Annotated in this window: 19 protein-coding genes and 1 pseudogene; 15 read left to right on the forward strand and 5 right to left on the reverse strand. The window is 74.2% G+C overall.

Going from position 1 to position 26,645, the window contains the following annotated elements; genetic code table 11:
• A pseudogene (locus tag KV557_RS23295) lies at positions 1 to 248 on the reverse strand (hypothetical protein); the annotation flags it as partial.
• 134 nt (positions 249 to 382) lie between these two features.
• Between KV557_RS23295 and KV557_RS23300 the strand changes: the two are divergent.
• The 4 genes from KV557_RS23300 to KV557_RS23315 all read left to right on the forward strand — a co-directional run bounded on the left by KV557_RS23300 (position 383) and on the right by KV557_RS23315 (position 9,011).
• Positions 383 to 778: an MGMT family protein gene (locus KV557_RS23300; protein ID WP_218203344.1), complete on the forward strand. Its 396-nt coding sequence runs from the start codon at positions 383 to 385 to the stop codon at positions 776 to 778.
• Between the two features lie 21 nt (positions 779 to 799).
• Positions 800 to 4,300: an ATP-dependent helicase gene (locus KV557_RS23305; protein WP_218203346.1), complete on the forward strand. Its 3,501-nt coding sequence runs from the start codon at positions 800 to 802 to the stop codon at positions 4,298 to 4,300.
• Positions 4,301 to 4,347: 47 nt separating this feature from the next.
• Positions 4,348 to 7,635, forward strand: a complete 3,288-nt coding sequence (locus KV557_RS23310) for an ATP-dependent DNA helicase (protein WP_218203348.1) — start codon at positions 4,348 to 4,350, stop codon at positions 7,633 to 7,635.
• Positions 7,636 to 7,889: 254 nt separating this feature from the next.
• A complete protein-coding gene (locus KV557_RS23315; protein WP_218203351.1) occupies positions 7,890 to 9,011 on the forward strand; it encodes a PP2C family protein-serine/threonine phosphatase in 1,122 nt (373 codons plus the stop codon).
• 4 nt (positions 9,012 to 9,015) lie between these two features.
• Here the strand turns inward: KV557_RS23315 and KV557_RS23320 are convergent, their stop codons facing one another.
• Positions 9,016 to 9,987 (reverse strand): endonuclease/exonuclease/phosphatase family protein, encoded by a 972-nt coding sequence (locus KV557_RS23320; RefSeq protein WP_218203353.1) that lies wholly within the window; start codon positions 9,985 to 9,987, stop codon positions 9,016 to 9,018.
• 78 nt (positions 9,988 to 10,065) lie between these two features.
• On the opposite strand from KV557_RS23320, the gene KV557_RS23325 reads away from it, so the two are divergent.
• From KV557_RS23325 to KV557_RS44525, 6 genes are all read left to right on the forward strand, one after another.
• Complete coding sequence (locus KV557_RS23325; protein WP_218203355.1) at positions 10,066 to 10,707, forward strand: PadR family transcriptional regulator; 642 nt, start codon at positions 10,066 to 10,068, stop codon at positions 10,705 to 10,707.
• Positions 10,708 to 10,820: 113 nt separating this feature from the next.
• Positions 10,821 to 11,594 (forward strand): ABC transporter ATP-binding protein, encoded by a 774-nt coding sequence (locus KV557_RS23330; protein ID WP_218203357.1) that lies wholly within the window; start codon positions 10,821 to 10,823, stop codon positions 11,592 to 11,594.
• Entirely contained in the window at positions 11,591 to 14,455 is a 2,865-nt protein-coding gene (locus tag KV557_RS23335) for an FtsX-like permease family protein (protein ID WP_218203359.1), read from the forward strand. The genes KV557_RS23330 and KV557_RS23335 overlap by 4 nt, the downstream gene beginning before the upstream one ends.
• Before the next feature lie 145 nt (positions 14,456 to 14,600).
• The gene (locus KV557_RS23340) at positions 14,601 to 16,004 is read left to right on the forward strand and encodes a dipeptidase (protein ID WP_218203360.1); all 1,404 of its coding nucleotides are present in this window, start codon (positions 14,601 to 14,603) and stop codon (positions 16,002 to 16,004) included.
• Between the two features lie 67 nt (positions 16,005 to 16,071).
• Positions 16,072 to 17,013, forward strand: a complete 942-nt coding sequence (gene nudC, locus KV557_RS23345; RefSeq protein WP_218203363.1) for an NAD(+) diphosphatase — start codon at positions 16,072 to 16,074, stop codon at positions 17,011 to 17,013.
• Positions 17,014 to 17,257: 244 nt separating this feature from the next.
• The gene (locus KV557_RS44525) at positions 17,258 to 18,097 is read left to right on the forward strand and encodes a GntR family transcriptional regulator (protein ID WP_218203365.1); all 840 of its coding nucleotides are present in this window, start codon (positions 17,258 to 17,260) and stop codon (positions 18,095 to 18,097) included.
• Between the two features lie 37 nt (positions 18,098 to 18,134).
• Here the strand turns inward: KV557_RS44525 and KV557_RS23355 are convergent, their stop codons facing one another.
• Positions 18,135 to 18,392: a mycoredoxin gene (locus KV557_RS23355; RefSeq protein WP_218203367.1), complete on the reverse strand. Its 258-nt coding sequence runs from the start codon at positions 18,390 to 18,392 to the stop codon at positions 18,135 to 18,137.
• 300 nt (positions 18,393 to 18,692) lie between these two features.
• Between KV557_RS23355 and KV557_RS23360 the strand changes: the two genes are divergently transcribed.
• The 4 genes from KV557_RS23360 (at position 18,693) to KV557_RS42890 (ending at position 22,519) form a co-directional block, all read left to right on the forward strand.
• On the forward strand, positions 18,693 to 20,861 hold the full coding sequence (locus KV557_RS23360) for an ATP-dependent DNA helicase UvrD2 (RefSeq protein WP_308130037.1): 2,169 nt from the start codon (positions 18,693 to 18,695) through the stop codon (positions 20,859 to 20,861).
• Positions 20,862 to 21,122: 261 nt separating this feature from the next.
• Complete coding sequence (locus KV557_RS23365) at positions 21,123 to 21,587, forward strand: hypothetical protein (protein WP_218203371.1); 465 nt, start codon at positions 21,123 to 21,125, stop codon at positions 21,585 to 21,587.
• Between the two features lie 168 nt (positions 21,588 to 21,755).
• Complete coding sequence (locus KV557_RS23370) at positions 21,756 to 22,124, forward strand: WhiB family transcriptional regulator (protein WP_374106663.1); 369 nt, start codon at positions 21,756 to 21,758, stop codon at positions 22,122 to 22,124.
• A gap of 149 nt (positions 22,125 to 22,273) precedes the next feature.
• Complete coding sequence (locus KV557_RS42890; RefSeq protein ID WP_256177852.1) at positions 22,274 to 22,519, forward strand: hypothetical protein; 246 nt, start codon at positions 22,274 to 22,276, stop codon at positions 22,517 to 22,519.
• Positions 22,520 to 22,602: 83 nt separating this feature from the next.
• On the opposite strand, the gene KV557_RS23380 is transcribed toward KV557_RS42890, so the two are convergent.
• Entirely contained in the window at positions 22,603 to 23,973 is a 1,371-nt protein-coding gene (locus tag KV557_RS23380; RefSeq protein ID WP_218203377.1) for an ABC1 kinase family protein, read from the reverse strand.
• A gap of 183 nt (positions 23,974 to 24,156) precedes the next feature.
• Entirely contained in the window at positions 24,157 to 24,879 is a 723-nt protein-coding gene (locus tag KV557_RS23385) for a TetR/AcrR family transcriptional regulator C-terminal domain-containing protein (protein WP_218203379.1), read from the reverse strand.
• Positions 24,880 to 25,027: 148 nt separating this feature from the next.
• Between KV557_RS23385 and KV557_RS23390 the strand changes: the two genes are divergently transcribed.
• Positions 25,028 to 26,533: an MFS transporter gene (locus KV557_RS23390; RefSeq protein ID WP_218203381.1), complete on the forward strand. Its 1,506-nt coding sequence runs from the start codon at positions 25,028 to 25,030 to the stop codon at positions 26,531 to 26,533.
• The last annotated feature ends 112 nt before the right edge of the window (positions 26,534 to 26,645 follow it).

A 26,645-nucleotide genomic window follows, 5' to 3' on the forward strand; every position in this document is an offset into this window, starting at 1 on the left:
CCCGCCGGTGCGCCCGCCGAGCCGGCGGGCGTGGGCGCGGCCTCGGGCGCCCGGGTGGGCTCGGGCAGCGGCCGCGCCGGGGTCTGGGCGGCGGGGCCGGTCGGCTGGGGGGTCTTGATCGTCCGGTCCTTGATCAGGGAGACTTCCGGGGTCGGCCCGGGAGCGGGCTCACCACCGGGACCTTCGGGCATGCGGGCGGCGGACTCGTCGGAGTCCTTGTGCGTGCCCACGTCAGCCGTCCCGGTCATCTGGTCTTGTCCTCGTATCACCACTCACCGCCCCGAAGATGGTGGCATGCCCCGGCCCCCCGTGCGGGACAGGGGCCGGATCGGGCGCGGCGGATCGTTCGTACGGGGCCGCGAGTGCGCCCCTGTAAGGAAGAATGCCGCAGGTGACGGACGCTGACGAAGACGGCTTCCCGGGCGAGCTGCCGCCCTTCGCCGAACTGGTGCTCGACCTGACCGAGCGGATTCCACCCGGCCGGGTGATGACCTACGGAGACGTTGCCGAATACCTCGGGCAGGGCGGCCCGCGCCAGGTCGGACGGGTGATGGCGCTCTACGGCGGCTCGGTGCCGTGGTGGCGGGTGATCCGCGCCGACGGCCGGTTCCTGTCGGGCCACGAGCACCGCGCCCTCGCCCACTACGGCGAGGAGGGCACCCCGCTGCGAGAACTCTCCGACCCGCCCCGGGTGGATCTCAAGCGGGCCCGGTGGGACGGCGGGGAGCCACATCCCTCCGCCGGAGATGCACCGAAACCGCCACGCGGACGGGATTGACGGGGCAGGATCGTAGGCTCGATGCGGGCGGGCCCCGGCGGGCCCGCCCGGCCATGCCCCTGTTCGACCCCAGGAACTTCCGTGAGCACCCCCTACCGGCTCGTGCGCAACCCGCTCGCCCAGCCCGCCCCGCCCGTGCTGGACGCCTACCAGCGCGCCGTGGTCGAGCACACCGGCGGGCCGCTGCTGGTGCTCGCCGGACCGGGGACGGGCAAGACCACCACGCTCGTCGAGGCCGTCGCCCGGCGGATCGAGCGCGGCACCGACCCTGAGCGGATCCTCGTCCTCACCTTCAGCCGCAAGGCCGCGATGGAGCTGCGCGACCGGATGTCCGGCCGCCTCGGCGCCTCCGCCGCCGCCCCGCAGGCGGCTGTGCTTCGGTCACCGCAGGCGGCTGCGCTTCGGTCACCGCAGGCGACTGTGCTTCGGTCACCGCAGGCGGCTGTGCTTCGGTCACCGCAGGCGACCACCTTCCACTCCTTCTGCTACGCCCTCCTCCGCGCCCACCAGGACCCGCAGGACTACGCCGAGCCGCTGCGGCTGCTCTCCGGCCCCGAACAGGACGTCATGGTCCGCGAGCTGCTGGCCGGCGGCGCCGAGGACGCCAAGCAGACAGAGTCGATCAACGGCTCCGCCGCGGGCTCCCGGATCCACTGGCCGCTCGACCTGCGCGCCTGCCTGACCACCCGCGGCTTCGCCGACGAGGTCCGCGCCGTCCTCGCCCGCAGCCGCGAACTCGGCCTCGGCGAGGCCGAACTCGAACGCTTCGCCCAGGGCGTCCAGCGCCCCGACTGGGCCGCCGCCGCGCACTTCCTCGCCGACTACCTCGACGTGCTCGACCTGCGCGGCGTCCTCGACTACGCCGAACTCGTGCACCGCGCCGTCCTCCTCGCCGAACGCCCCGAGGTCGGCGAGGACCTGCGCCGCCGCTACGAGGTGGTCTTCGTCGACGAGTACCAGGACACCGACCCCTCCCAGGTCCGGCTGCTGCGCCAGCTGGCCGGCGGCGGCCGGGAACTCGTCGCGGTCGGCGACCCCGACCAGTCGATCTACGCCTTCCGCGGCGCCGACATCAACGGCATCCTCGACTTCCCGCAGACCTTCCGGCAGGCCGACGGCAGCCCCGCCGAGGTCAAGGTGCTGCGCGTATCCCGCCGCTCCGGTGCGGCCCTGCTCGCCGCCTCCCGGGAGCTCGCCCGGCGGATGCCGATGGGCCGGCTGCCCGCCGACAAGCTCGCCCAGCACCGCGCCCTGCTGCCCTCCCGCGAGGGCGGCCGGGTCGAGGTCTACACCTACCCCACGCCCGGCGCCGAGCTCGACTCGATCGCCGACCTGCTGCGCCGCGCCCACCTGGAGGACGGCGTGCCGTGGGGCGAGATGGCCGTCCTGGTCCGGGCCGGCGGCCGCTCCATCCCCAGCGTGCGGCGGGCGCTCGGCGCCGCCGGCGTCCCGCTGGAGATCGACGGCGATGACCTGCCGCTGCGCGAGGAGCCGGCCGTCGCCCAGCTCCTGCTCGCCCTGCGGGTCTGCGCCGAGCAGGCCGCCCGGGACCGGCACGGCGACCCGGACACCCCCGACCCGCTCACCACAGACCTCGCCCACGCCCTGCTCACCGGCCCGCTCGGCGGCCTCGACGGCTCCGACCTGCGCCGCCTCGGCCGCGCCCTGCGGGAGGAGGAACGCGCCGCGCTGCGCGCCGACGGCCGCCCCGCCGCCGCCCCGCGCCCGGCCGGCGAGCTGATCCGCGAGGCCCTCGCCGAGCCCGAGCGGCTGATCGCCCTCGACCCCGCCCACTCCCGGCGCGCCCGCGACCTCGGCACCCTGCTGCGCAAGGTCCGCGAGATGCTGGCCGGCGGCTGCACCGCCGAGGACGCGCTGTGGGCGCTGTGGGACGGCAGCCGCCGCTGGCGCGAACGCCTCGAACGGGCCGCCCTGCGCGGCGGCGCCGCCGGCCGCAACGCCGACCGCGACCTCGACGCGCTGTGCGCCCTGTTCGAGACCGCCGCCCGCGCAGAGGAGCAGGTCACCGGCCACCGCAGCGCCCTCGACCTGCTCGCCGAGCTGGAGGCCCAGGACATCGCCGCCGACACCCTCACCGTGCGGACCGTCCGCCCCGAGGCCGTCCGGCTGATGACCGCCCACCGCTCCAAGGGCCTGGAGTGGCGCCTGGTCGTCGTCGCCGGCGTCCAGGACGGCCTCTGGCCCGACCTGCGCCGCCGCGGCTCCCTCCTGGAGGCCGACCGGATCGGCCGCGACGGCCTCGCCGAACCGCTCTCCCCGGCCGCCCTGCTCGGCGAGGAGCGTCGGCTCTTCTACGTCGCCGCGACCCGGGCCAAGGAACGGCTGATCGTCACCGCCGTCAAGGCGCCCGCCGAGGACGGCGACGAGCCCTCCCGCTTCCTGCGCGAGCTCTACCGCGAGGACGTCGACCCCCGGACGGGAAAGGTGGTGCGCCGCACCCCGCCGGTCACCGTCGAGGACGTCACCCACCGGCCGCGCCGCCCGCTGTCCGTCCCCGCGCTGGTCGCCGAGCTGCGCGCGGTCACCGTCGACCCCGCCCGCTCGCCCGAGCTGCGCCGGGCCGCCGCCGAACGGCTCGCCACCCTCGCCGCCGCCACCGACGAGGACGGGCTGCCGCTGGTGCCCGCCGCCCACCCCGACCGCTGGTGGGGCCTGGACGACCCGACCGCCGCCCCCGAACCGCTGCGCAGCGCCGACCTGCCGGTGCGGCTGTCCGGCAGCGGCCTGGAGCAGCTGGAGAACTGCTCGCTGCAGTGGTTCCTGGACAAGGAGGTCAAGGCACGCGGCGCGGGCTCCGCCGCCCAGGGCTTCGGCAACGTGGTGCACGCGCTCGCCGACGAGGTCGGCTCCGGGCGCACCCCCGCCGACCTCGCCGTCCTCATGGAGCGCCTGGACACCGTCTGGGACGCGCTGGCCTTCGACGCGCCCTGGAAGTCCCAGCAGGAGAAGACCGAGGCCCGCGCCGCCCTGGAACGCTTCCTGAACTGGCACGTGCTGGAGCGCGGCCGGGACGTCGTCGCCACCGAGCACGGCTTCGACGTCACCCTCGACGTGGGCGGCGTCGCGGTGCGCATCCGCGGCTCGATGGACCGGGTCGAGAAGGACGAGGCCGGGCGCGCCTACGTCGTCGACTTCAAGACCGGCAAGCAGATCCCCACCGACAAGTCGCTGCCCGAGCACAAGCAGCTCGCCGTCTACCAGCTGGCCGTCCGGGCCGGGGCGCTCAACGAGCTGCCCGGCTTCGGGCACCGGCCCCCGGCCACCGGCGGCGCCGAGCTGGTCCACCTGCGCGAGCCCGCCGCCAAGGCCGCCCAGGACGCCCCCAAGGTGCAGCGGCAGGAGCCGCCGGAGGGCGAGCCGTGGATCGAGAACCTGCTCGCCGACGCGGCCGGCCGGGTCCTCGCCGAGCGCTTCGTCCCGCAGACGGGCGGCGGCTGCGACCGCTGCACGTTCCGCCGCAGCTGCTCCGCCCAGCGGGACGGGGCCCAACTCGTCGAATGAGGGTTGGGGCGCGACCGGCTGTCCGTCGCTCCGGTTAACGTTGCGGGGTGACCGCCGTGCTCAGCCATCCCGACCAGCTCAAGGAGCTGCTCGGGATCCCGTTCAACCGGGAGCAGATGGCGGCCATCGGCGCCCCGCTCGAACCGGCCGTGATCGTCGCCGGTGCCGGGTCCGGCAAGACCACGGTGATGGCTGCCCGGGTGGTCTGGCTGGTCGGCTCGGGCGCCGTCCGGCCCGAGGAGGTCCTCGGCCTCACCTTCACCAACAAGGCCGCCGGCGAGCTCGCCGAGCGCGTGCGCGCCGCGCTGCTGCGGGCCGGGGTCGCCGACGAGGACGGCGGCGAGCCGCTCGGCGAGCCCGAGATCTCCACCTACCACGCCTTCGCGGGCCGCCTGCTCAAGGAGCACGGCCTGCGGATCGGCATAGAGCCCGACGTGCGGCTGCTCGCCGACGCCACCCGGTTCCAGCTCGCCGCCAAGGTGCTGCGTACCGCCCGTGGCCCGTTCCCCGCCCTCACCGGCACCTTCGCCAACCTGGTCGCCGACCTGATCGCCCTCGACGGCGAACTCGCCGAGCACCTCGTCGAGCCGGACGCGCTGCGCGCCCACGACGAGGAGCTGCTGGACACCCTCGCCACCGTCAGGCTCAGCAACGACGACCTGCGGGCCGTCCCGGTCACCGCCCGGGCCCGGCTGGAGCTGCTGCGCCTGGTCGAGGACTACCGGCGCCGCAAGAGCGCCGCCGGGCTGATGGACTTCGGCGACCAGATAGCCGCCGCCGCCCGGCTCGCCCAGCAGCGGCCCGAGGTCGGCGAGCTGCTGCGCGGCCAGTACCGGGTCGTGCTGCTCGACGAGTACCAGGACACCTCGGTCGCGCAGCGGCTGATGCTCGCCGGCCTGTTCGGCGCCGGCCCCGACGGCAAGGGCGCCGGCCACCCCGTCACCGCCGTCGGCGACCCCTGCCAGGCGATCTACGGCTGGCGCGGCGCCTCCGTCGCCAACCTCGACGAGTTCCCCCGCCACTTCCCGCGGGCCGGCGGCCACCCTGCCGCCCGCTACGCGCTCAGTGAGAACCGCCGCAGCGGCGGGCGGCTGCTCGCCTTCGCCAACGACCTCGCCGCGCCGCTGCGCGCGATGCACGAGGGCGTCGAGGCGCTGCGTCCGGCCCCCGGCGCCGAGCGGGACGGCTACGTGCGGGCGGCGCTGCTGCCCACCCATACCGAGGAGATCGACTGGCTCGCCGACTCGATCGCCCACCTGGTGCGCACCGGCACCGCGCCCGGCCGGATCGCCGTGCTGTGCCGGGGCGGCGCGTCCTTCCCGGACATCCACGCGGCGCTGGTCGCCCGCGAGGTGCCGGTCGAGGTGGTGGGCCTCGGCGGGCTGCTGCAGCTGCCCGAGGTGGCCGACCTGGTGGCGGTCTGCGAGGTGCTCCAGGACCCGACCGCCAACGCGGCGCTGGTGCGGCTGCTGATCGGCCCGCGCTGGCGGATCGGCCCGCGCGACCTCGCCCTGCTCGGGCGCCGGGCCGCCGACCTGGTGCGCACCGACCGCCCCGAGGGCGTGGAGGCGCTGGCCGCGGCCGTCGCCGAGACCGACCCGACCGAGGTCGTCTCGCTGGCCGACGCGGTGGAGACCTTCCTCGACCCCGAAAAGCCGGACGACCTGGCCTTCTCCGCCGAGGCCCGGGTGCGTTTCGCCCGCCTCGCCCAGGAGCTGCGCGACCTGCGCCGCTCGCTCGCCGAGCCGCTCATGGACGTGCTGCACCGGGTGCTCGCCGCCACCGGCCTGGAGGTCGAACTCGCCGCCTCCCCGCAGGCGCTGGCCGCCCGCCGCCGGGAGACCCTGCACGCGTTCCTCGACGTGGCCGCCTCCTTCGCCGACCTGGACGGCGACCCGGGCCTGGCCGCCTTCCTCGGCTTCCTACGCGCCGCCCAGGAGTACGAGCGCGGCCTGGACAGCAGCCTGCCCGGCGGCGAGGACACCGTGAAGGTGCTCACCGCGCACAAGTCCAAGGGCCTGGAGTGGGACGTCGTCGCGGTGCCCGGTCTGGTGAAGGGCGCGTTCCCGTCCGGCACCCCGCGCGAACGCTGGACCAGCACCAAGCGCGTGCTCCCGCACGCCCTGCGCGGTGACGCGGCCACCCTGCCGGACGTGCGCGGCGGGTGGAACAGCAAGTCGATGGCCGCGTTCAAGAAGGAGCTGGCCGAGCACTCCGGCACCGAGGAACTGCGGCTGGGCTATGTCGCGTTCACCCGCCCGCGCTCGCTGCTGCTGGCCTCCGGCCACTGGTGGGGGCCCACCCAGAAGACCGTCCGCGGCCCGTCCGCCTTCCTGGAGCAGCTGCGGGAGCACTGCGAGCAGCCCGGCGGCGGGGAGATCGAGCACTGGGCCGAGCAGCCGGAGAAGGGCGCCGGGAACCCGGCGCTGGCCGCGTCGGTGGAGCGGCCCTGGCCGCTGCCGCTGGACCCGGCCGCCCAGCACGCCCGCCGCCGGGTCGCCGAGGTGGTGCGCGGCCGCCTCGCCGGGGCGCCGACAGTGACTCGCCCGTTCGCCTCCGGGCCCTCGGACCCGGCGCCGACGCTCGTCGCTCCGGCGGGCCCTTCGGCTCAGGGCGGGCCGGAGCCGATGGGTGCCGAGGACCGCCGCCAGGTGGAGTCCTGGGACCGCGATCTCACCGCGCTGCTGGGCGAGTTGGAGCGCTCCCGGCGCAGCGTCCGGGAGGTGCCGCTGCCCGCCGCGCTGTCCGCCACCCAGGTGCTTCGGCTGGCCGCCGACCCGGACGGCTTTGCGCACGACCTCGCTCGGCCGATGCCCCGCCCGCCGCAGCCGGCCGCCCGGCGCGGCACCCGCTTCCACGCGTGGGTGCAGTCGAGGATCGAGCCGCTGCTGCTGATCGAGCCGGGCGCGCTGCCGGGCGCGGACGACGACGGCATCGAGGACGAGCAGGACCTGGAGCGGCTCAAGGAGGCGTTCCTGCGCACCCCGTACGCGAACCGGGCGCCGCACCGGGTGGAGGCGCCGTTCCAGCTGGTGCTGGCGGGCCGGGTGGTGCGCGGCCGGATCGACGCGGTCTACCGGGAAGGTGACGAAACGTCAGGATCGGGTGGTACGTCACGCTACGAAGTGGTGGACTGGAAGACCCAGCGCGAGGAGACCGCCGACCCGCTGCAGCTCGCGATCTACCGGGTCGCCTGGGCCGAGCAGGCGGGCGTTCCCCTGGAGCAGGTCACGGCGTCGTTCCTGTACGTCCGTAGTGGGCGGATCGAGCGTCCGGCGGGACTTCCCGACCGAAAAGAGTTGGAACGGCTCCTGATCGGGAACAGTGAAGAATGAGTCACGGAGAGCATCCAAGTCATCACGGCAACGGGCGAAACCTGTGCGTAGTGCACGTTTCGCGCCTATTGTGGGGTCGGTAACCGGTCAACCCCCGTACTCCGGCCGCCAGCGAGGCCCGCATTCCCTAACCCTCAGTCATCACCGCAGGTGCCCGCGGGCATCGGCGTCTTCTGCTGGAGAAACCGAAGTTGAGCGCGACCGGATGGATCAGAGAGCGGTTCACCGGGCCGACCCCGGGACCCGCTCCGGGCGTGACCGGCACCTGGCCGCGGACGGCGCTCGCGCTGCCGTTCATCGGCACGGCGCTGATCGTCGTCCTCGACTACCTCAGCGGCACCGAGGTGACGGTCGAACCCGCCCTCACCGCCGTACCCGCGCTGGCCGCCGTGGTCAGCCGCCGCACCTGGTACCCGCTCGCCATCGGCCTGTGCACCGAGGCCGTGGCCTTCCTGATGGCCTTTCGCGGCGACGTGCTCGGCCAGTCCGTGCACGCCGCCAGCGTCGTCGCGATCGTCCTGGTCGCGGCGATCGGCTGGGTCAGCGCCACCCTGCGGCTGCGGCAGGAGCGGGCCCTGGCCGACGCCCAGCTGGTCGCCTCGATCGCCCGCCGGGTACTGCTGAGACCGGTCCCCGAACGGGTCGGCACCGTGCGGGCGGCCGTCCACTACGAGGCCGCCGCCGCGCACGCCCGGATCGGCGGCGACCTGTACGAGGTGGTCAACACCCGGCACGGCGTACGGGCCGTGGTCGGCGACGTGCGCGGCAAGGGCCTCGGCGCGGTCGAGACGGCCGCCGCCGTGCTCGGCGCCTTCCGCGAGGCCGCGCACCAGGAGCCCGCGCTGGACCGGGTGGCCGGCTGGCTGGCCGTCAGCCTCGACCGGGCGCTGCACGAGAACGACCACCCGGGCGTGGAGGAGGAGTTCGTCACCCTGGTGCTGATCGGCGTCGGGCCGGACGGCGCCGCGGAGATCGTCAACTGCGGGCACCCCGCGCCGCTACTGCTGCGCGGTGCCGAGGTTCGTCCGCTCGAACTTGCCGAGACCGTACCGCCGTTGGGCGTGCTCGACCCGGCCGACGTCCGCCCGCCGGTGCACCGCACGGTGCTGCAGTCCGGGGATCGGGTGCTGCTGTTCACCGACGGGATGATCGAGGCCCGGGACCGCTCCGGCGCCTTCTATCCGCTCGCCGAACGGTTCCCGCGCTGCGCGGACGGCCGCCCGGCCGACGTCCTGCGGCGCCTGCACGAGGACGTGGTGCGCCACGTCGGCCGCCAGCTCGGCGACGACGCGGCGATGCTGCTCCTGCAGTACGACCCGCCGCTGACCGCCGACGCCCATGTCCCGCACCAGAACGGGGCCCTGGCGCGCCGGTGATTGGTTAGAGCGCCACCTCGACCACCAGCGGCCGGTGGTCCGACACCCCGGCGCGCGGCGCCGCCGCCGGGCCGACCGCGCCGCGCGGCACGCCCACCGCCAGCACGTGGTCGAACTGCACCGCCGGGCGGTGCGACGGGTACGTCGGGGTGCGGGCCAGGTCGTACCAGCCCTGCAGCCGGGGGCGCGGCTCGCGCACCCGGCGCCGGCGCGGCTCGGCCAGGGCCGGCCGGACCCGCCGGGCCGCCCGCAGCTCCCGCACCCGCGTCCGCGGCGCGGTGCGCTCCAGCGCGGTCGCCCCGCCGAGGACGGTCCGCGGCACCGCGCCGACCAGGTTGAAGTCGCCCAGCACCAGGTACGGCTGCGGCAGGTCCGCGATCCACCGCCGGATGCCGGCCAGCTGCGCCATGTTCCACCCGGGGACGAAGGACAGGTGCGCCGCCACCACCGTGAACGGCCCGCGCTCGCCCTCCAGTACCGCCGCCACGGCGGCCCGCGGCTCGTCCGGCACCGGGGTGAGCCCGCGCCGGCCGGCCACCCGCAGCGGCAGCCCGAACGGCGCCGGGGCGAACCGGCGGGCCCGCCAGTGCCGCACCGGCAGCCGGGTCAGCAGCGCGGTCCCGTACGAGGGCGGGGCGCCGTCGCCGATCTCGCCCGGCCCGTACACCCGCAGGCCGTTCGGCACCGCGGGCTCCGGCACCCAGCCGGCCACCGGCGCCGGGCGGCCGTGCAGGGCGGCGGCGAAGCGCCAGTCCGCGGCGCCCATCGCCGCCGCCGCGACGGCCGCCTGGTCGGTGCCGCCGGAGCGGGACTGGTGCCGGTCGACCTCCTGGAGGGCCAGCACGTCCGCGTCCAGCGCCGCCACCGCCTGCGCCAACGGCCCGCCGGCGTCGGCCGGGTAGGGCCGCGGGGCGCCGTCCGGGGCGAGCGGCTGACCGTGCAACAGGTTGAAGGTGGCGATGCGCAACTGGCTCACACCGCACGACGGTACCCGCTCGCCGGCGGAGGGGGCGCCGCTTGAGCCGGTAGGGCATACCGGGTATACATACTGAGTATGTCCATCCGTCACGGTCTGCTCGCCCTGCTCGGCCAGGGCCCGCGCTACGGCTACCAGCTGCGCACCGAGTTCGAGGCGCGCACCGGCGCCACCTGGCCGCTCAACGTCGGGCAGGTCTACACCACGCTGTCCCGGCTGGAACGGGACGGTCTGGTGGAGCCCGCCGGCGAGGACGAGGAGGGCCACCAGTTCTACGAGGTCACCGACGCCGGCCGGGCCGAACTGCGGGCCTGGTTCGACACCCCGGTGCCCCGGACCAACCCCCCGCGCGACGAGCTGGCGATCAAGCTCGCCATGGCGGTGACCGTCCCCGGGGTGGACGTCTCCGCCGTCGTCCAGGGCCAGCGCCGGCACAGCATCAAGGCGCTCCAGGACTACACCCGGCTCAAGGGCCGCGCCCTGGCCGGCGAGCCGAGACTCGGCGCGGGCACCGCCTCCGCCTCCGCGAACAACGACCTCGCCTGGCTGCTCGTCCTCGAACAGCTGATCTTCCAGACCGAGGCCGAGATCCGCTGGCTCGACCACTGCGAGACCCGCCTCGCCCAGCAGGCCGAGATCGAACAGGCCAGGGCCGCCGAGGCGGCCGGCCAGGAGACCGCCAGGACCTTCCGGCCCGGCCGTCGCCGCACGCGGTCCTGAGCCCACCGGCAGTTCACCGGCGGCCTCACCAGCAGCCTCGCCGACAGCCTCACCGACGTCCCGAACCACCGGCTCGGCCACGACCCCGAGCCCAGAACCAGCAAGGGGGGATCGTGTCCCACACCGACCCGACCAGCAGCGGCGGCCGGCCCGTCCTGCACCTGGACGGCATCACCCGGGTGCACGGGCAGGGCGCCGCCGAGGTGCACGCCCTGCGCGGCATCGACCTGCGGGTGCACCCGGGCGAGTTCGTCGCCGTCATGGGCCCGTCCGGCTCCGGCAAGTCGACGCTGCTCACCCTCGCCGGCGGCCTCGACACCCCGACCACCGGCCAGGTCCTCGTCGAGGGAGTTGCCCTCGGCGGCCTCAACCGCAAGCGGCTCGCCGAGGTGCGTCGCCGTTCCGTCGGCTACGTCTTCCAGGACTACAACCTGATACCGGCCCTCACCGCCGCCGAGAACATCTCCCTCCCGCGCGAACTCGACGGCCTCTCCGCCCGCGCCGCCCGCCGCGAGGCGCTGGCCGCCCTGGAGGAACTCGGCATCCCCGAGCTCGCCGACCGCTTCCCCGACGACATGTCCGGCGGCCAGCAGCAGCGCGTCGCCATCGCCCGCGCCCTGATCGGCGACCGCCGCCTCGTCCTCGCCGACGAACCCACCGGCGCCCTCGACTCCACCACCGGCGAGGCCGTCCTCGCCGTCCTGCGCGCCCGCTGCGACGCCGGCGCGGCCGCCATGATGGTCACCCACGAGGCCAGGCACGCCGCCTGGGCCGACCGCGTGGTCTTCCTGCGCGACGGCCGCATGGTCGACGAGAGCATCAGCCAGGACGCCGGCAGCCTGCTCGTCAGCGCCGCCGCCAACGCCAAGCGCCAGGGGGAGGAGTGAAGCTCAGCTCCTGGCGGGTCGCCCTGCGCATCGCCCGCCGCGACGCCCTGCGCGCCAAGGGCCGCAGCGCCCTCGTCGTCGCCATGGTCGCGCTGCCCGTCCTCGGCGTCACCGGCGCCGACGTCGTCTTCCGCAGCGCCGAGCTCGGCCCCGCCGAACGCGCCGTCCGCACCATGGGGCAGGCCGACGGCGAACTGCGCATGGTCGAACGCGGCGTGACGCTCAAGCAGGCCCCCGACCCGGACGGCGGCCTCGCCTTCACGCCGCCCGCCACGAAGGACGGCAAGCCCGACCGCACCCCTGAGCAGCAGCTCAGCCTCGACACCGATCCCACCGAACTCGCCCGCCGGCTCCTGCCGGCCGGCACCACCCTGATCCCCGAGGGCCGCGGCCCGTACACGGCCACCACCAGCGCCGAGGGCCTGATCTCGGTCGAAACCGTCGAGGCCGACCTCACCGACCCGGTCTGGCGGGGCAAGGTCAACCTGGTCGAGGGCCGCGCCCCCGGCGCCGGCCACGAGGTCGCCGTCACCCGGGCCTTCCTCGACCGCTCCCGGCTCAAGCTCGGCGGCACCACGTCCGTCCGCGGCCTGGAAGCCACCCCCTTCACCATCACCGGCGTCGTCGAGTACCCCGGCGAACTCACCTCCACCACCCTCGTCGCCCGCCCCGGCGACCTGATCGAGCCGCTCGCCAAGCTGCCCGGCGGCCACGCCGGCGGCACCCCGCGCGAACTCGACCAGTGGCTGGTCAAGCTGCCCGCCGGGGCCGTCCTCGACTGGGCCAAGGTCACCGAGCTCAACAAGTACGGCTTCACCGCCGCCTCGCACCGCGTCATGGTCGACCCGCCGCCGCGCGCCGACGTGCCCCTGTACGCCGAACAGGACGCGGAGGGCAGCTCCACCGGCCTCCTCGACCGCACCGGCGTCGTCATCCTCGCCACCGTCGCCGGCATGGCCCTGCTGGAGATCGTGCTCCTCGCGGGCCCCGCCTTCGCCGTCGGGGCCCGGCGCTCCCGGCGGCAGCTGGGCCTGCTCGCCGCGGGCGGCGGTGACCGCGCCCAGGTCCGCGCGGTCGTCCTCGGCGGCGGCGTCGTCCTCGGCACCACCGGCGCCGTCGTCGGCCTCGGACTCGGCGTCGGCCTGGTCGCCCTGCTGCGCACCCAGGCCGAGGAGTACGCCGGGAGCCGCTTCGGCCACTTCGCCCTCCAGCCGCTCGACCTGCTCGGCGTGCTGCTGATCGGCCTGGTCACCGGCCTGCTCGCGGCCATCGTCCCGGCCGTCCAGGCCGCCCGGCAGGACGTCGTCGCCGCACTCACCGGCCGTGACTCGCTCAAGCCGCCCAGCCGCTGGCTCGCCCTGATCGGCCTGCTGATGCTCGGCGGCGGCGCCGCCCTCGCCCTGCTCGGCGCCACCAGCGGCTTCGCCAGCCGCAGCGTCGCCGTCCTCGGCGGCTCGGTGATCGCCGAACTCGGCATGGTCGCCCTGGTGCCCTACCTGGTCGGCCTGTTCGGCCGGATCGGCCGCTGGCTGCCGCTCGGCCCCCGGCTCGCCCTGCGCGACTCGGTGCGTCACCGCGGCCGCACCGCGCCCGCCGTCGCCGCCGTCATGGCCGCCGTCGCCGGCTCCGTGGCCGTCTCCATCTACGTCACCAGCACCGACGAGGGCTACCGGCGCGGCTACGAGGCCTCCGCCCCCGCGGGCGCCGTCATGCTCGCCACCGGCTGGGGCCCCGCCGCCGACGGCTCGCTGCTGCCGCAGATGCGCAACGCCGTCGAGTCCAACATGCCCGGCCTCGGCCCCCGCGCCGACGTCCAGAAGCTCCGCTACCCCGCGAACTGCGTGGACGGCAACGGCAGCTGCGGCTACGTCACCCCCGCCCTGCCCAAGGAACTCCGCTGCCCCCTGGAGGACGACCGCACCGAGCTCTCCGGCGCCGAGATCACCCGGATGCGCAACGAGGACCAGCGCTGCCAGTTCAACGGCCACCGCGGCCTCAGCATCTACGGTAGCGTGGGCGCCGGCGACGCCGCCCTCCTGCGCAACCTGCACGGCATCACCGACCCGGCCGCCGCCAAGGCCCTCGCCGACGGCAAGGCCGTCGTCCTCGACCCGCGCTACATCAAGGACGGCAAGCTCATCCTCGAAACCAACGACCCGCCGCCGGCCGGCGGCCCGATCGCCGGCCCGGGGGACGACTACCGAAAGCGCCGGCACGAGATCACCGTCGATGCCGTCCTCGTCACCACGTCCATCAAGACCGCCCAGGCCGTCCTCAGCCCCGACACCGCCCGCCGCCTCGGCCTCGGTGTCGCCGAAGCCGGCTCGGTCTGGCTGCCCGACGGCATGCCCGGCGACGCCGCCGAGCAGAAGGCCGCGGGCGCCCTCGGCAAGCTCGCCGACCACACCCAGTTCTCGGTCGAACGCGGCTACCAGACCAAGGGCGACCTCATCACCCTCGGCCTGTCCGGCTTCGCCGCCCTCGTCGCCCTCGGAGCGGCCGGCATCGCCACCGGGCTCGCCGCCGCCGACTCCCAGCGCGACCTGACCACCCTCGCGGCGGTCGGCGCCACGCCCCGGATCCGGCGCTCGCTCTCCGGCTTCCAGTGCGGGGTCATCGCGGCCATGGGCACCCTGCTCGGCGCCGTCTGCGGCGTCGTCCCCGCGGTGGCGCTGCGCAAGGTGCTGGGCGCGGTCAAGCCCTACCCCGGCATCAGCGCCGAGGAGCTGGCCAACCGGTCGCTCGTGGTCTTCCCGTGGATCCACGTCGCCCTCATCGTGATCGCCCTGCCGGTCATCGCGGCGGGCCTCGCGGCGCTGGTCACCCGCTCGCGGATCTCGCTGCTGCGCCGCTCCGGCTGAGCCTGGCTGAGCTGCTCCGGTTGAACCCCGTCACCCCCGTCCGCCGTCCGGCGCGGCCGGGGGTGACGGACGTTACAGGCCCCGGGGCGCCCGGCAGCCGGACGGCCGGGGCGGGCACCCGTACGGGCGAACTACAGTCGTCCGTATGACGAGAACCCCGGACAGCGCCGTCCGCTCCTACATCGACCAGCACCAGGCCGCCTTCCTCGCCGACCTGTCCGACTGGCTGCGCATCCCCTCGGTCTCCGCCGACCCGGCCCGGGCCGGGGACGTGCGGCGCTCCGCCGAGTGGCTGGCCGTCAAGCTGCGCGACACCGGCTTCCCGGTGGCCGAGGTCTGGGAGACGGACGGCCTGCCGGCGGTCTTCGCCGAGTGGCCCTCCGGGGACTCGTCCGCGCCGACCGTCCTGGTGTACGGGCACCACGACGTGCAGCCCGCCGCGAAGGAGGACGGCTGGGCCACCGAGCCGTTCGAGCCGACCGTGGTCGGGAAGCAGCTGTTCGCCCGCGGCGCGGCGGACGACAAGGGCCAGGTCTTCTTCCACACCCTCGGCGTGCGCGCCCACCTGGCCGCCACCGGCCGCACCGCGCCGGCCGTCAACCTCAAGCTGCTGATCGAGGGTGAGGAGGAGTCCGGCTCGCCGCACTTCGCCGACCTGGTCCGGCGCGAGGCCGCCCGGCTGGCCGCCGACGTGGTGATCATCTCGGACACCGGCATGTGGTCCGAGACCACGCCGACCGTCTGCACCGGCATGCGGGGCCTGGCCGACGCGCAGATCGACCTGTACGGTCCGGACACCGACATCCACTCCGGTTCCTTCGGCGGCGCCGTCCCCAACCCGGCGGTGGTCGCGGCCGAGCTGGCCGCCGCCCTGCACGACTCCGACCGGCGGGTCGACATCCCGGGCTTCTACGACGGCGTGATCGAGCTGACCGACCGCGAGCGCGAGCTCTTCGCCCAGCTCCCGTTCGACGAGGCGCAGTGGCTCAAGGTCGCCAAGTCGTACGGCACGCAGGGGGAGGCCGGCTACTCCACCCTGGAGCGCATCTGGGCCCGCCCGACCGCCGAGGTCAACGGCATCTGGGGCGGCTACACCGGCCCCGGCGGCAAGACCATCGTCCCTGCCTCGGCGCACCTCAAGCTCTCCTTCCGGCTGGTCGCCGGGCAGGAGGTGGAGAAGGTCCGCGAGGCCGTCCGGGCCTGGGTGGCCGAGCGGGTGCCCGAGGGCATCCGGTACGAGCTGGTCTTCCCCGGCACGACCCGGCCCTGCCTGACCCCGCTGGACCACCCGGCGCTGCAGTCCACCGTCCGCGCGATGGGCCGGGCCTTCGAGCAGGAGATCCTCTTCACCCGCGAGGGCGGCTCCGGCCCCGCCGCGGACCTGCAGGACGTGCTCGGCGCGCCGGTGCTCTTCCTCGGCATCTCGGTGCCCTCGGACGGCTGGCACTCGGTCAACGAGAAGGTCGAACTCGACCTGCTGGCCAAGGGCGTGGAGACCGCCGCCCACCTGTGGGGCGACCTGGCCGAGAACTTCCGGCCCGGCGCGTGAGCGTTAGGGCCCAGCATGGCAGTCAGATCACTCATCCGGATGATTCATCACGTGGGGATGGAACGAAGTGAGCACCGTGCCTGAGACCGAACGCCCACTGCACCTGGCACTGGCCCGGGACGGAGTGGACCGGGCGGCCGAGCACCGGTTCGACGAACCCTGGCTGGCGGCCGCCTGGAGCCACCCGGCCACCCGGGTGCTGCCGATCGCCGGCGGCGAGGCGTTCGTGGTCGACACCGCGCAGGGCACCGAACTGGTCCTGCTCCCCTCCTTCGAGGCGCCGCAGACCGGCGACCGGTACTTCCTCGGCACCGACGACGACGGCGTCTCGTACTTCGCGCTGGCCGGCGAGAGCCTGCCCGGGCGGCTGGACGGCGACGCCCGTCCGGCCGGCCTGCGCGAGGTCGGCGCGATGCTGTCCGACCGGGACGCCGGGCTGCTGGTGCACGCCGTGGCGCTGGAGCACTGGCACCGGCTGCACAGCTTCTGCTCGCGCTGCGGGCACCCGACCGAGAAGGCCGGCGCCGGGCACGTGCGGCGCTGCACCTCCTGCGCGGCCGAGCACTACCCGCGCACCGACCCGGCGGTGATCATGGTGATCACCGACGAGCAGGACCGCTGCCTGCTCGGCCGCCAGGCGCTGTGGCCGGAGGGCCGCTGGTCCACCCTGGCCGGTTTCGTCGAGCCGGGGGAGTCGATCGAGCAGGCGGTCGCCCGCGAGGTCCAGGAGGAGGCCGGGGTCCGGGTCGGCGAGGTGCGGTACGTCGCCAGCCAGCCCTGGCCGTTCCCGTCCAGCCTGATGCTCGGCTTCACCGGCCGGGCGCTGCCGGGCGGCACCGAGATCACGGTGGACGGCGAGGAGCTGGCCGAGGCGCGCTGGTTCTCGCGCGAGGAGCTGCGGGCCGGGATGGAGGCGGGGGAGATCCTGCCGCCGTCCGGGATTTCGATCGCGCGTCATCTGGTCGAACTCTGGTACGGCGAACCGCTGCCGTCCTCGGCGCGCTGGTAATTCCGGGGCCGCCTTCCGGGGCCGCCGGCAATTGCGCGGCAGGAGCGTTCCGCGAAGCGGGGGCGCGTGACATATGTCGCGCGCCCCCATTTCCTTTGCCGACGCCGCCGCCCCCGGATGTTCGTAACCGCACGGGCCGGAGCTGCCCCTGCCCCGCGCCACCCGGCGCGCGCCACCGATCCGCGCGGACGACATTGCCGGAAACGGCTGAAACCGCGTCACCCCGCTCGCTACATTCACTCGGGTGACAATCCCCCGGGGCACCGCCCAATCCCCCAAATACCAGCGCCTCGCCGCCGACCTGCGCCGCCGGATCGCCGAGGGCGAGTTCACCGCCGACGCCGCCCTGCCGGTCGAGAGCGAACTGGAACGCCAGTACGGAGTCGCGCGTAACACCGTCCGGCTGGCCGTCGACGTCCTGGTCAACGAAGGCCGGCTGGTCCGCCTCCAGGGCAAGGGCACCTACCTGCGGGAACACCCCGTCCTGGACCACCGCGCCTACGGCCCCGCGCTGCCCCCCGCCCCGCGCGACTGCCTGGCCGTCCCCAGCGCCGTCTACCTCGGCGAGGCCGCCGAGGCTGGCCGGGAGCTCGGCACCGACTTCGAGATGATGATCGTCCGGGCCCGGGTCGACATCGCCGAGCGGCTCGGACTGCGCCCCGGCGAGGCCATCGTGGTCCGCCGCCAGCTGCGGATGCTCGACCGCGAGCCGTACTCGATCGAGGAGAGCCACTACCGGGCCGGCCTCGCCGCCGGCACCCCGCTGATGGAACCCGACCCCGTCGAGGGCGGGGACGAGGCGGTGCTGGCCGCCCTCGGCCGCATCGAGATCGGCGCCGTCGACCACCTCGTGGCCCGGATGCCGGGGCCGGAGGAGGCGCAGTGGTTCCAGGGCGGCCCGGGCGTCCCGCTCGTGGTGCAGACCCGCGTCACCTACGACCGGCGCGGGCCGGTCCGGGTCATCGAGACCCGCTACTCGGCCGACCGCAGCCGGCTCGTCTACGGCGTCGGCGACCTCGGCGCGCGCACGTCCCTGCCCGCGCCCGCCGCGCCCGTCGACCCGGCCCGGACCGACGCGCCCTGACGGGGGTCGGCGCGGGCCGGGCCGGTGCTCGGGTGACTCAGGCGGCGAGGGCCTTCTTGACCTGCAGCAGGCTCGGGTTGGTCATGACGACCTGCTCGCCGCCGCCCACCGGCGTCACCAGGACCGTCGGCACCGTCTGGTTGCCGTTGTTCACCGACTCGACGAAGGACGCCGACGCCGGGTCCTCCTCGATGTTGATCTCGGTGTAGCCGATGCCTTCACGGTCCAGCTGGCTCTTGAGTCGGTTGCAGTACCCACACCAGGTCGTGCTGTACATCGTCACGGTGCCGGACATCGAGGGGGCTCCTTAGGAGAGAAGGCGTACGGTCTCTGGACCGAACGTCCGCCGGACTGCGGTCATTCCGGGGCCGACATCCGGGGATTCCGGGCGGTCGACCCGGGGGATGCGGTCAGCCCGGGGATGCGGAGCGATCATCCTGCGATCACACCGGCCCTGTGGACAACCCCGCCCGCGTTGTCCCACCGGGCTGAGAGGATGGAACGCATGCAGGAAGACCTCTTGAGCGGCAGCCCCCTCGACGGCCACCCCGGCGCCCTCTGGGCCGACCCCGCGGCCGCCACGGGCCCCGACACCGTGCTCGCCGGGCTCGACCCCGAACAGCGCGCCGTCGCCACCGCCCTGCACGGGCCCGTCTGCGTCCTCGCCGGCGCCGGCACGGGCAAGACCCGCGCCATCACCCACCGCATCGCCTACGGCGTGCGCAGCGGCGTCTACCAGCCCCAGCAGGTCCTCGCCGTCACCTTCACCGCCCGCGCCGCCGGCGAGATGCGCGGCCGCCTGCGCCAGCTCGGCGCCGACGGCGTCCAGGCCCGCACCTTCCACGCCGCCGCCCTGCGCCAGCTCCAGTACTTCTGGCCCCGCGCCGTCGGCGGCCCGGTGCCCCAGCTGCTCGAACGCAAGGTCCAGCTCGTCGCCGAATCCGCCGGCCGCTGCGGCCTGCGCGTCCAGCGCACCGAACTGCGCGACCTCACCGCCGAGATCGAATGGGCCAAGGTCACCCAGATCGGCCCCGACGACTACCCCGCCGCCGTCCAGAAATCCGGCCGCGAAGCCCCCCGCGACCCGGCCGAGACCGCCCAGGTCTACCGCGTCTACGAGGAGGCCAAGAGCCGCCGCGGCGTCATCGACTTCGAGGACGTCCTGCTGCTCACCGCCGCCATCCTGGAGGACCGGCCCGACATCGCCGACCAGGTCCGCGCCCAGTACCGGCACTTCACCGTCGACGAGTACCAGGACGTCTCCCCGCTCCAGCAGCGCCTGCTCGACCAGTGGACCGGCCCCGGCGGCGGCGCCAGCCTCTGCGTCGTCGGCGACGCCAGCCAGACCATCTACTCCTTCACCGGCGCCACCCCCGACTACCTGCTCAACTTCCGCAGCCGCCACCCCGAGGCCACCGTCGTCAAACTGGTCCGCGACTACCGCTCCACCCCGCAGGTCGTCCACCTCGCCAACGGACTGCTCGCCCAGGCCCGCGGCGAGGCCGCCCGCCACCGCCTCGAACTCGTCTCCCAGCGCGAGGCCGGTCCCGAACCGGTCTACAACGAGTACGAGGACGAACCCACCGAGGCCGAGACCACCGCCCGCCGCATCAAGGACCTGCTCGCCGCCGGCGTCCGCGCCAGCGAGGTCGCCGTCCTCTTCCGCACCAACGGCCAGTCCGAGGTCTACGAACAGGCCCTCGCCGACCTCGGCGTCCCCTACCAGCTCAAGGGCGCCGAGCGGTTCTTCGAACGCCCCGAGGTCCGCGACGCCGGCGTCCTGCTGCGCGGCGCCGCCCGCGCCGCCTCCGACCCGCTCACCGACGGCGCCCCCGACCTCGCCGGCCAGGTCCGCGCCGTCCTCGCCAGCCGCGGCTTCACCGCCGAACCGCCGGCCGGCTCCGGCGCCGTCCGCGACCGCTGGGAATCCCTCGCCGCCCTCGTCCGGCTCGCCGAGGAGTTCGAACGCTCCCGCGCCGCCGCCGGCCAGAGCGCCGACCTCGCCGCCTACGTCGCCGAACTCGACGCCCGCGCCGCCGCCCAGCACGCCCCCGCCGTCGAAGGCGTCACCCTCGCCTCGCTGCACGCCGCCAAGGGCCTCGAATGGGACGCCGTCTTCCTCGTCGGCCTCACCGAGGGCACCCTGCCGATCATCTACGCCAAGACCGACGAACAGATCGAGGAGGAGCGCCGGCTCCTCTACGTCGGCGTCACCCGCGCCCGCAAACACCTCTCGCTCTCCTGGGCCCTCGCCCGCTCCCCGGGCGGCCGGGCCAGCCGCAAGCCCAGCCGCTTCCTGGACGGGCTGCGCCCCGGCTCCTCCGCGCCCGGCGCACGCACCGGCGGGCGGGGCGGGCGCGGGGGCGTCGAACCCGGCGAGCGCGCCGCCGGGCGCAAGGTCCGCGGGCCGGTCAAGTGCCGGGTCTGCGAGCGCGTGCTCACCGACGCCGTCGAGCGCAAGCTGCGCCGCTGCGAGAGCTGCCCCTCCACGATGGACGAGGCGCTGTACGAGCGACTGCGCGAGTGGCGGGCCCGGCAGGCCCGCAAGCAGGGCGCGCCGGCCTACGTCGTGTTCACCGACGCGACGCTCATGGCGATCGCCGAGGACGTGCCCGCGAGCCGCCAGGAGCTGGCGACGATCTCGGGGGTCGGCGCGATGAAGCTGGACAAATACGGGGCAGCCGTGCTCTCGTTGTGCGCGGGGGAGGAGCCCGAGGAGGAACCGGACGGCGTCGAGGACGACGGTCCGGTCGAACCGGCGTGAGCCGGTCCGGGCGCGGTCCAGGGGACTGCTTGGGGGACTCTCGCGCGACTTCGACAGCGCACCGCGCGACTCGCCGCGAAAAATAGTTTGCGCGGCGTACCGGGAGCGCAATAGCCTGCCGGAGCGGTCAAGGGGACGCGAACGCACGGGGTGACGCCTGTGCCCGATCTCCCGCGCCCAACAGCTTCACCGAGACAGACATCCGAACATTCGGAGCCGGGGAAACCTGGCTCCGCGAGACGCCGAGAGGAGGCGAAGACAGTGGGAAACATCATGATCACCAAAATGACTGGCCAGACCGTTGTCGCTGCCTCCCTGCGTGCCGCCCGCCTGCGGGCGCTCGCCGAGCTCGGTGGAACCGGTCTGGGTCTCGACACCACCGGTGTCTCCGTCGTCCCCGCCGCCGTTGTCAGTGGTCCTGGACACACTGATCTCTGCATCGCGGGCGGCAGGAGCGTCGAAGGCGCCAGTGTCGAGACCGGTCTGTCCCGCGACTGGGCATCGTTCGGCACGCCGCGCTCCCTGCGCGACGAGCGACCGACCCAGGCACCGAAGGCACTCGTAGCCGCCGCCACGCATGGCGACTATGCGCAGGTCATCGGTGCCGGAAACGCCCAGAAGCAGAACGAGCAGCAGATCAACCAGGCCGCGGCCGCCTTCATGGGCGCCAAGGCCATCCGGATGCGGGCCTTCCGCGGGCCTGAACCCTGGAGAGAACGAACCTGAGTCAGCCTCAGGTCGGCACCTCCAGGGCCGCGGAACCCGTCACACCGGGATCCGCGGCCCTTCTGTTTTGTCCGGTACGCAAGACCACCCAGGCCCCCCGGGGCCTCCGGCCCAGCACCACCAGTCCGCTGGGCCGGAACCACTGAGAAGACGAGGAAGACGCCCACAGTGTCCACGGTCATCACGCCGCCCATCCCGTCCGTACCGCCGACAAGCCAGATCACCAAGGCCGACCAGGCCGACCCCCCGGAGGTTCCTTCCATGCAGCTCAGCTCCGTCGAGCAGGCCGAGGCGCTCGGTCTCCCCATCCCCTGCCGCGCCTTCGACCCCGAGGTCTTCTTCGCCGAGACGCCCGCCGACGTCGAGTACGCGAAGTCCCTCTGCGGCACCTGCCCGGTCAAGGAGGCCTGTCTGGCCGGCGCCCTGGAGCGGCGCGAGCCGTGGGGCGTCTGGGGTGGCGAGCTCTTTGTCCAGGGCGTCGTCGTGGCCCGCAAGCGGCCCCGTGGCCGTCCGCGCAAGACCGAGGTCGTGGCGTGAACCCCGACCACGGAGCCGGAGCCGTCCGCCGGGGAGAGCAGCCCCCGCTGGACAGTTCCCTCCGCCGCTCCGTGCGGATCGCCGCCGCCAAGGCCGACGCAGCCCGCACCGCCCCCTTCCCGACGTCGCACCACGAGCAGGACCACCACATGACCGCCGCCGCCATCGATCCGACCGTCCGCGCCGAGCAGACCACCGAACTTCAGATCCAGAACAGGACCCTCGAAATGCAACTTCTCCACGAATCCCTGGCCCGTGCCCATATGCAAGAGCGACTCCACGAGGCCGAGCACCAACGGCTCGTCACCCGGATCGCCCGGGCGCGCAAGCTCAAGCAGCGGGCCGAGCGCGCCTCGTTGCGGGCCCGCAAGGCCCTCGCCGTCGCGCTGATGTAAGCGCGCGGCCGCAGTTCAACCCCCGTCGTGCCGCAGGCCGCCCCCCGTCATGGGGAGCGGCCTGCGGCCGTTGTGACTCCTGCTCAGCTCCGCGGCCTGCGAGCCTGCTTGCGCACCGGCTTCCTCCGCTCGTCGAACTCCGGCAGCCACTCCAGCATCTCCGCCCGGAACGGCGCCTTCGCCCCCAGCTGGCACAGCACCCCGATGGTGCTCAGCGTCACCCGGTGGATCAGCAGATACGCCGGCGGCAGGTTCAGCTGCTTGCCCAGGTTGTAGGCCGGCGACCGCGGATCGGCGATCCGGGCCGCCTGCGCCCGCATCCACGCCCGGGTGAAGTGGAAGGTGCCCACGGCGGCCGGCTCGATGATCGGCACCAGATAGTCCAGCACAGCGTCCGGATCCAGCTCGATCGAGGGCTTCACGAAGCCCTCCTCGCGCAGCATCTCCAGCACGCCCGCCGCGTCCCCGTCCAACGCCATCCGCAGCGACGCCCCGATCGGCGCCGGCAGCCCGCCCGGCAGCCGGTCCACCGTGCCGAAGTCCAGCACCCCGAGCCGCCAGCCGGACGCCGGACCGTCGTCCTTCAGCAGCCGGAAGTTGCCCGGATGCGGATCCGCGTGCAGCAGACCCGTCCGCGACGGGCCCGCGAACAGGAACCGGGCCAGCAACTGCCCCGCCCGGTCGCGCTCCTCCTGACTGCCGTTCGCGATCACCTCCGCGAGCGGGGTGCCGTCCATCCACTCCGTGACCAGCACCTGGTCGGCCTGCGCCACGACCCTCGGCACCACGATGTCCGGGTCGTCCGCGAACTCCTCGGCGTGCCGGCGCTGCGCCTGCGCCTCCAGCTCGTAGTCCAGCTCCTCGGAGACCCGCTCGCGCAGCTCGGTGATCAACGGCTTGATGTCCAGCCCCGGGATCAGTGGGCCCAGCAGCCACGCGACCCGGCTCAGCTGCGACAGGTCCGCGAGCAGCGCGTCACCCGCGCCCGGGTACTGCACCTTGACGGCGACCCGGCGCCCGTCGTGCCAGAGCGCTTGGTGCACCTGGCCGATCGAGGCGGCGGCCGCCGGGCGGTCGTCGAACTCCCGGAACAGCTCGCGCCAGCCGTCGCCGAGGCGTTCGGCGAGCGCGGTGTGCACCTTGGCGGCGGGCATCGGGGGAGCGGCGTCCTGCAGCTTGGTCAGCGCGGCCCGGTACGGCCCGGCGACCTCCTCGGGCAGGGCGGCCTCGAAGACGGACAGCACCTGCCCGAACTTCATAGCCCCGCCCTTGAGTTCGCCCAGCACCTTGAACAGCTGGTCGGCGGTGGCCTGTTGGAGCTCGGCCGTCACCACCTCGGCGGACCGGCCGCCGATCCGTTTGCCCAGCCCGAGCGTGGCCCGACCGGCTATCCCGAGGGGCAGGGCGGCGAGCCGTGCCGTGCGGGTCACTGCCTTGCGCGGAAGATCGCTCACCGGGCCTCCATCCCACACACCCCCGGCCCCCCGACACCGGACGGCCGACCATCACTACGCCATTGTGCCCGCTCCCCGCCCCGGGCCCGCCCGCATTTGGGAGAGCCTTGCGGGGCGGGGTGCGGGCGTCGTTCTCTTCTGGCGACGGGCGGGCGGCGGGAGACGGGCGAGCGCAGCAGCGGATCAGCGGGGCAGGCGGAGGGTGAGGCCGTCGAGGACGACCTCAAGGCCGTACTCGAACTTGGCGTCGCGGGCGGCGGCGGGGTCGAGGTCGGCGGCGGCGGCCTCGTAGGCGTCGGAGAGGTGCTCGAAGCCGACGGTCGCCTCCTGGGCGGCGGGCATGAGCCGGGCGATGAAGTCGGCCTCGGTCTCGCCGGACCGGGCGACGGTGGTGAGCCAGGCCGACTCGGTGGTGCTCATGCCGACGACGAAGCAGACGACGGTGTCGATGGCCCGGCCCGGTTCGGGGAAGCCGGCGGCCGTGAACAGGGCGGTCAGGCGCTCGCCGAAGGACATCAGGTTGGGGCCCAGGTAGGCGAGGCCGGCCTGGCCGAGGACGGATGACAGCCAGGGGTGGCGCAGGACGGTCGCCCGGAACGCCTGGGAGGCCTCAGCGGCCGCGGCGCGCCAGTCGGGGCTGTCGGCGGGCGGGAGGGTGATCTCGCCGAAGACCTCGTCCACCGCGAGCTCCATCAGCTCGTCCTTGGTGGCCACGTGCCGGTAGAGGGAGGTCGCGCCGGCGTTCAGGCGGGCGGCGAGCTTGCGCATGCTCAGTGCGTCGATGCCGTCGGCGTCGAGCATGACGATCGCCTCGCGGACGATCGCGGCCCGGCTGAGCACGGGCTGGTCGGGCTCGCGCTGCTGGCGGGCCCATACGGACGGGATCGGGTTCGTGCTGGCGGCCATGGGCGTTCCCTTCTCTGCGTACACCGTTCGCATTTAGCGTACATGAATCCGCTCTTGCGCACACTGTTCCAAAGTGCGTACAGTGTGCGCAGCGACGGAACAGAGTGCGCGCCGGGGGAACGGTGTGCGCATGGCGAAAGGAAGCCTCATGCAAGCCCGTAATCCGCACCGCTGGTGGATCCTGATCGTGCTGTGCCTGAGCTCGCTGGTTCTGGTGATCGACAGCATGGCGCTGACCGTGGCGGTGCCCTCGATGACGGCCGACCTCGGCGCGAGCGCCCAGGACACCCAGTGGATCCTCGACTCCTACGTCCTGGTCTTCGCCGGCCTGCTGCTGACCTCGGGCAGCCTCGGTGACCGCTTCGGCCGGCGAAAGATCATGATCATCGGCCTGCTGCTCTTCGGGGCGGCGTCGCTGGCCGCGACCTTCTGCACGAACCCCGGCGAGGTGATCGCCGCGCGGATCGCGATGGGTGTCGGCGGTGCGCTGATCATGCCGTCGACCCTGTCGATCCTCATCACCGTCTTCGACGAGGAGGAGCGCAACAAGGCGATGGCGGCCTGGGGTTCGGTCGCGATGCTCGGGCTGGTCGGCAGCCCGGTCCTCGGCGGTGTGCTGATCGACCACTTCTCCTGGCACTCGATCTTCTTCATCAACGTCCCGGTCGTCGCTCTCGCGATCCTGGCGGGCCTGCTGCTGATGCCGGAGTCCAAGGGCCCGTGGCAGAAGCCCGACCCGCTCGGCGCGGTGCTGTCCGCGGTCGGCATGACCGCGCTGATCTGGTGGATCATCGAGATCCCGCAGTACGGCGCGTTCGGCGGCCGGTCGCTGGTCACCCTGGCCGTCGCGGTGGTCTCGCTCGGCGGGTTCGTGGTGTGGGAGAACGTCACCGCCGCGCCGATGGTGCCGCTGGTGCTCTTCAAGCACCGCAACTTCAGCGGTGGCTCGCTGTCGCTGACCCTGGTCCAGATCGGCAACGGCGGTCTGCTGCTGGTGCTCACCCAGTACCTGCAGTTCGTGCTGGGCTACTCGCCGGTCAAGGCGGGCCTCGCGTTCGTGCCGCTGGCCGTCGCCGCGCTGGTCGGCAACGGGGTCGGCGCCAAGTTCGCCGCGAAGATCGGCAACCGCTTCCTGATCCTCGCCGGAATGCTGGTCATGGCCGCCTCCTTCGCGCTGCTGACCACCGTCTCGGCCGACGGCGGCTTCACCGTCCCGGCGGTGGCGCTCGGGCTGCTCGGGCTCGGGGCTGGCCTGGCGATGCCGGCCGCGGTGGGTGCGCTGATGGACACCATCCCGGCGGAGAAGGCGGGTGTCGGGTCGGCGCTCAACGACACCATCCAGCAGGCGGGCACCGCGCTGGGCATCGCGATCCTGGGCTCGCTGCTGTCGAGCGGCTTCGCGAGCAAGATGCCGGCGGGGATGCCGGAGGAGGCGAAGCACTCGATCGCCGGCGCGCTGGCGGTCGCGAACGGGGACGCCGGGCTCGTGCACACCGCTCGGGAGGCGTTCACGAGTGCGATGTCGACCACCTTCACGATCAGCGCGATCGGGGTGCTGGCGGCGGCGCTGGTGGCCACGCTGGTCATGCGGGACCGCCCGGTGGACGCGGAGGCGGTCGCTGAGCAGGCGGAGGGCGCGGAGCTGGTCGCCTGACGGAACTCACCGAGAAGGCCGGTGCCCCTGGGGGTACCGGCCTTCGGCGTTGCGGGTGTGGGTCTGCGCGAGAAGTCGGACGGGCCGACTTCCTGTGTGGCGGGGTGATCGT

It is taken from the genome of Kitasatospora aureofaciens (assembly GCF_019192735.1).
GTDB lineage: Bacteria > Actinomycetota > Actinomycetes > Streptomycetales > Streptomycetaceae > Kitasatospora > Kitasatospora aureofaciens_A.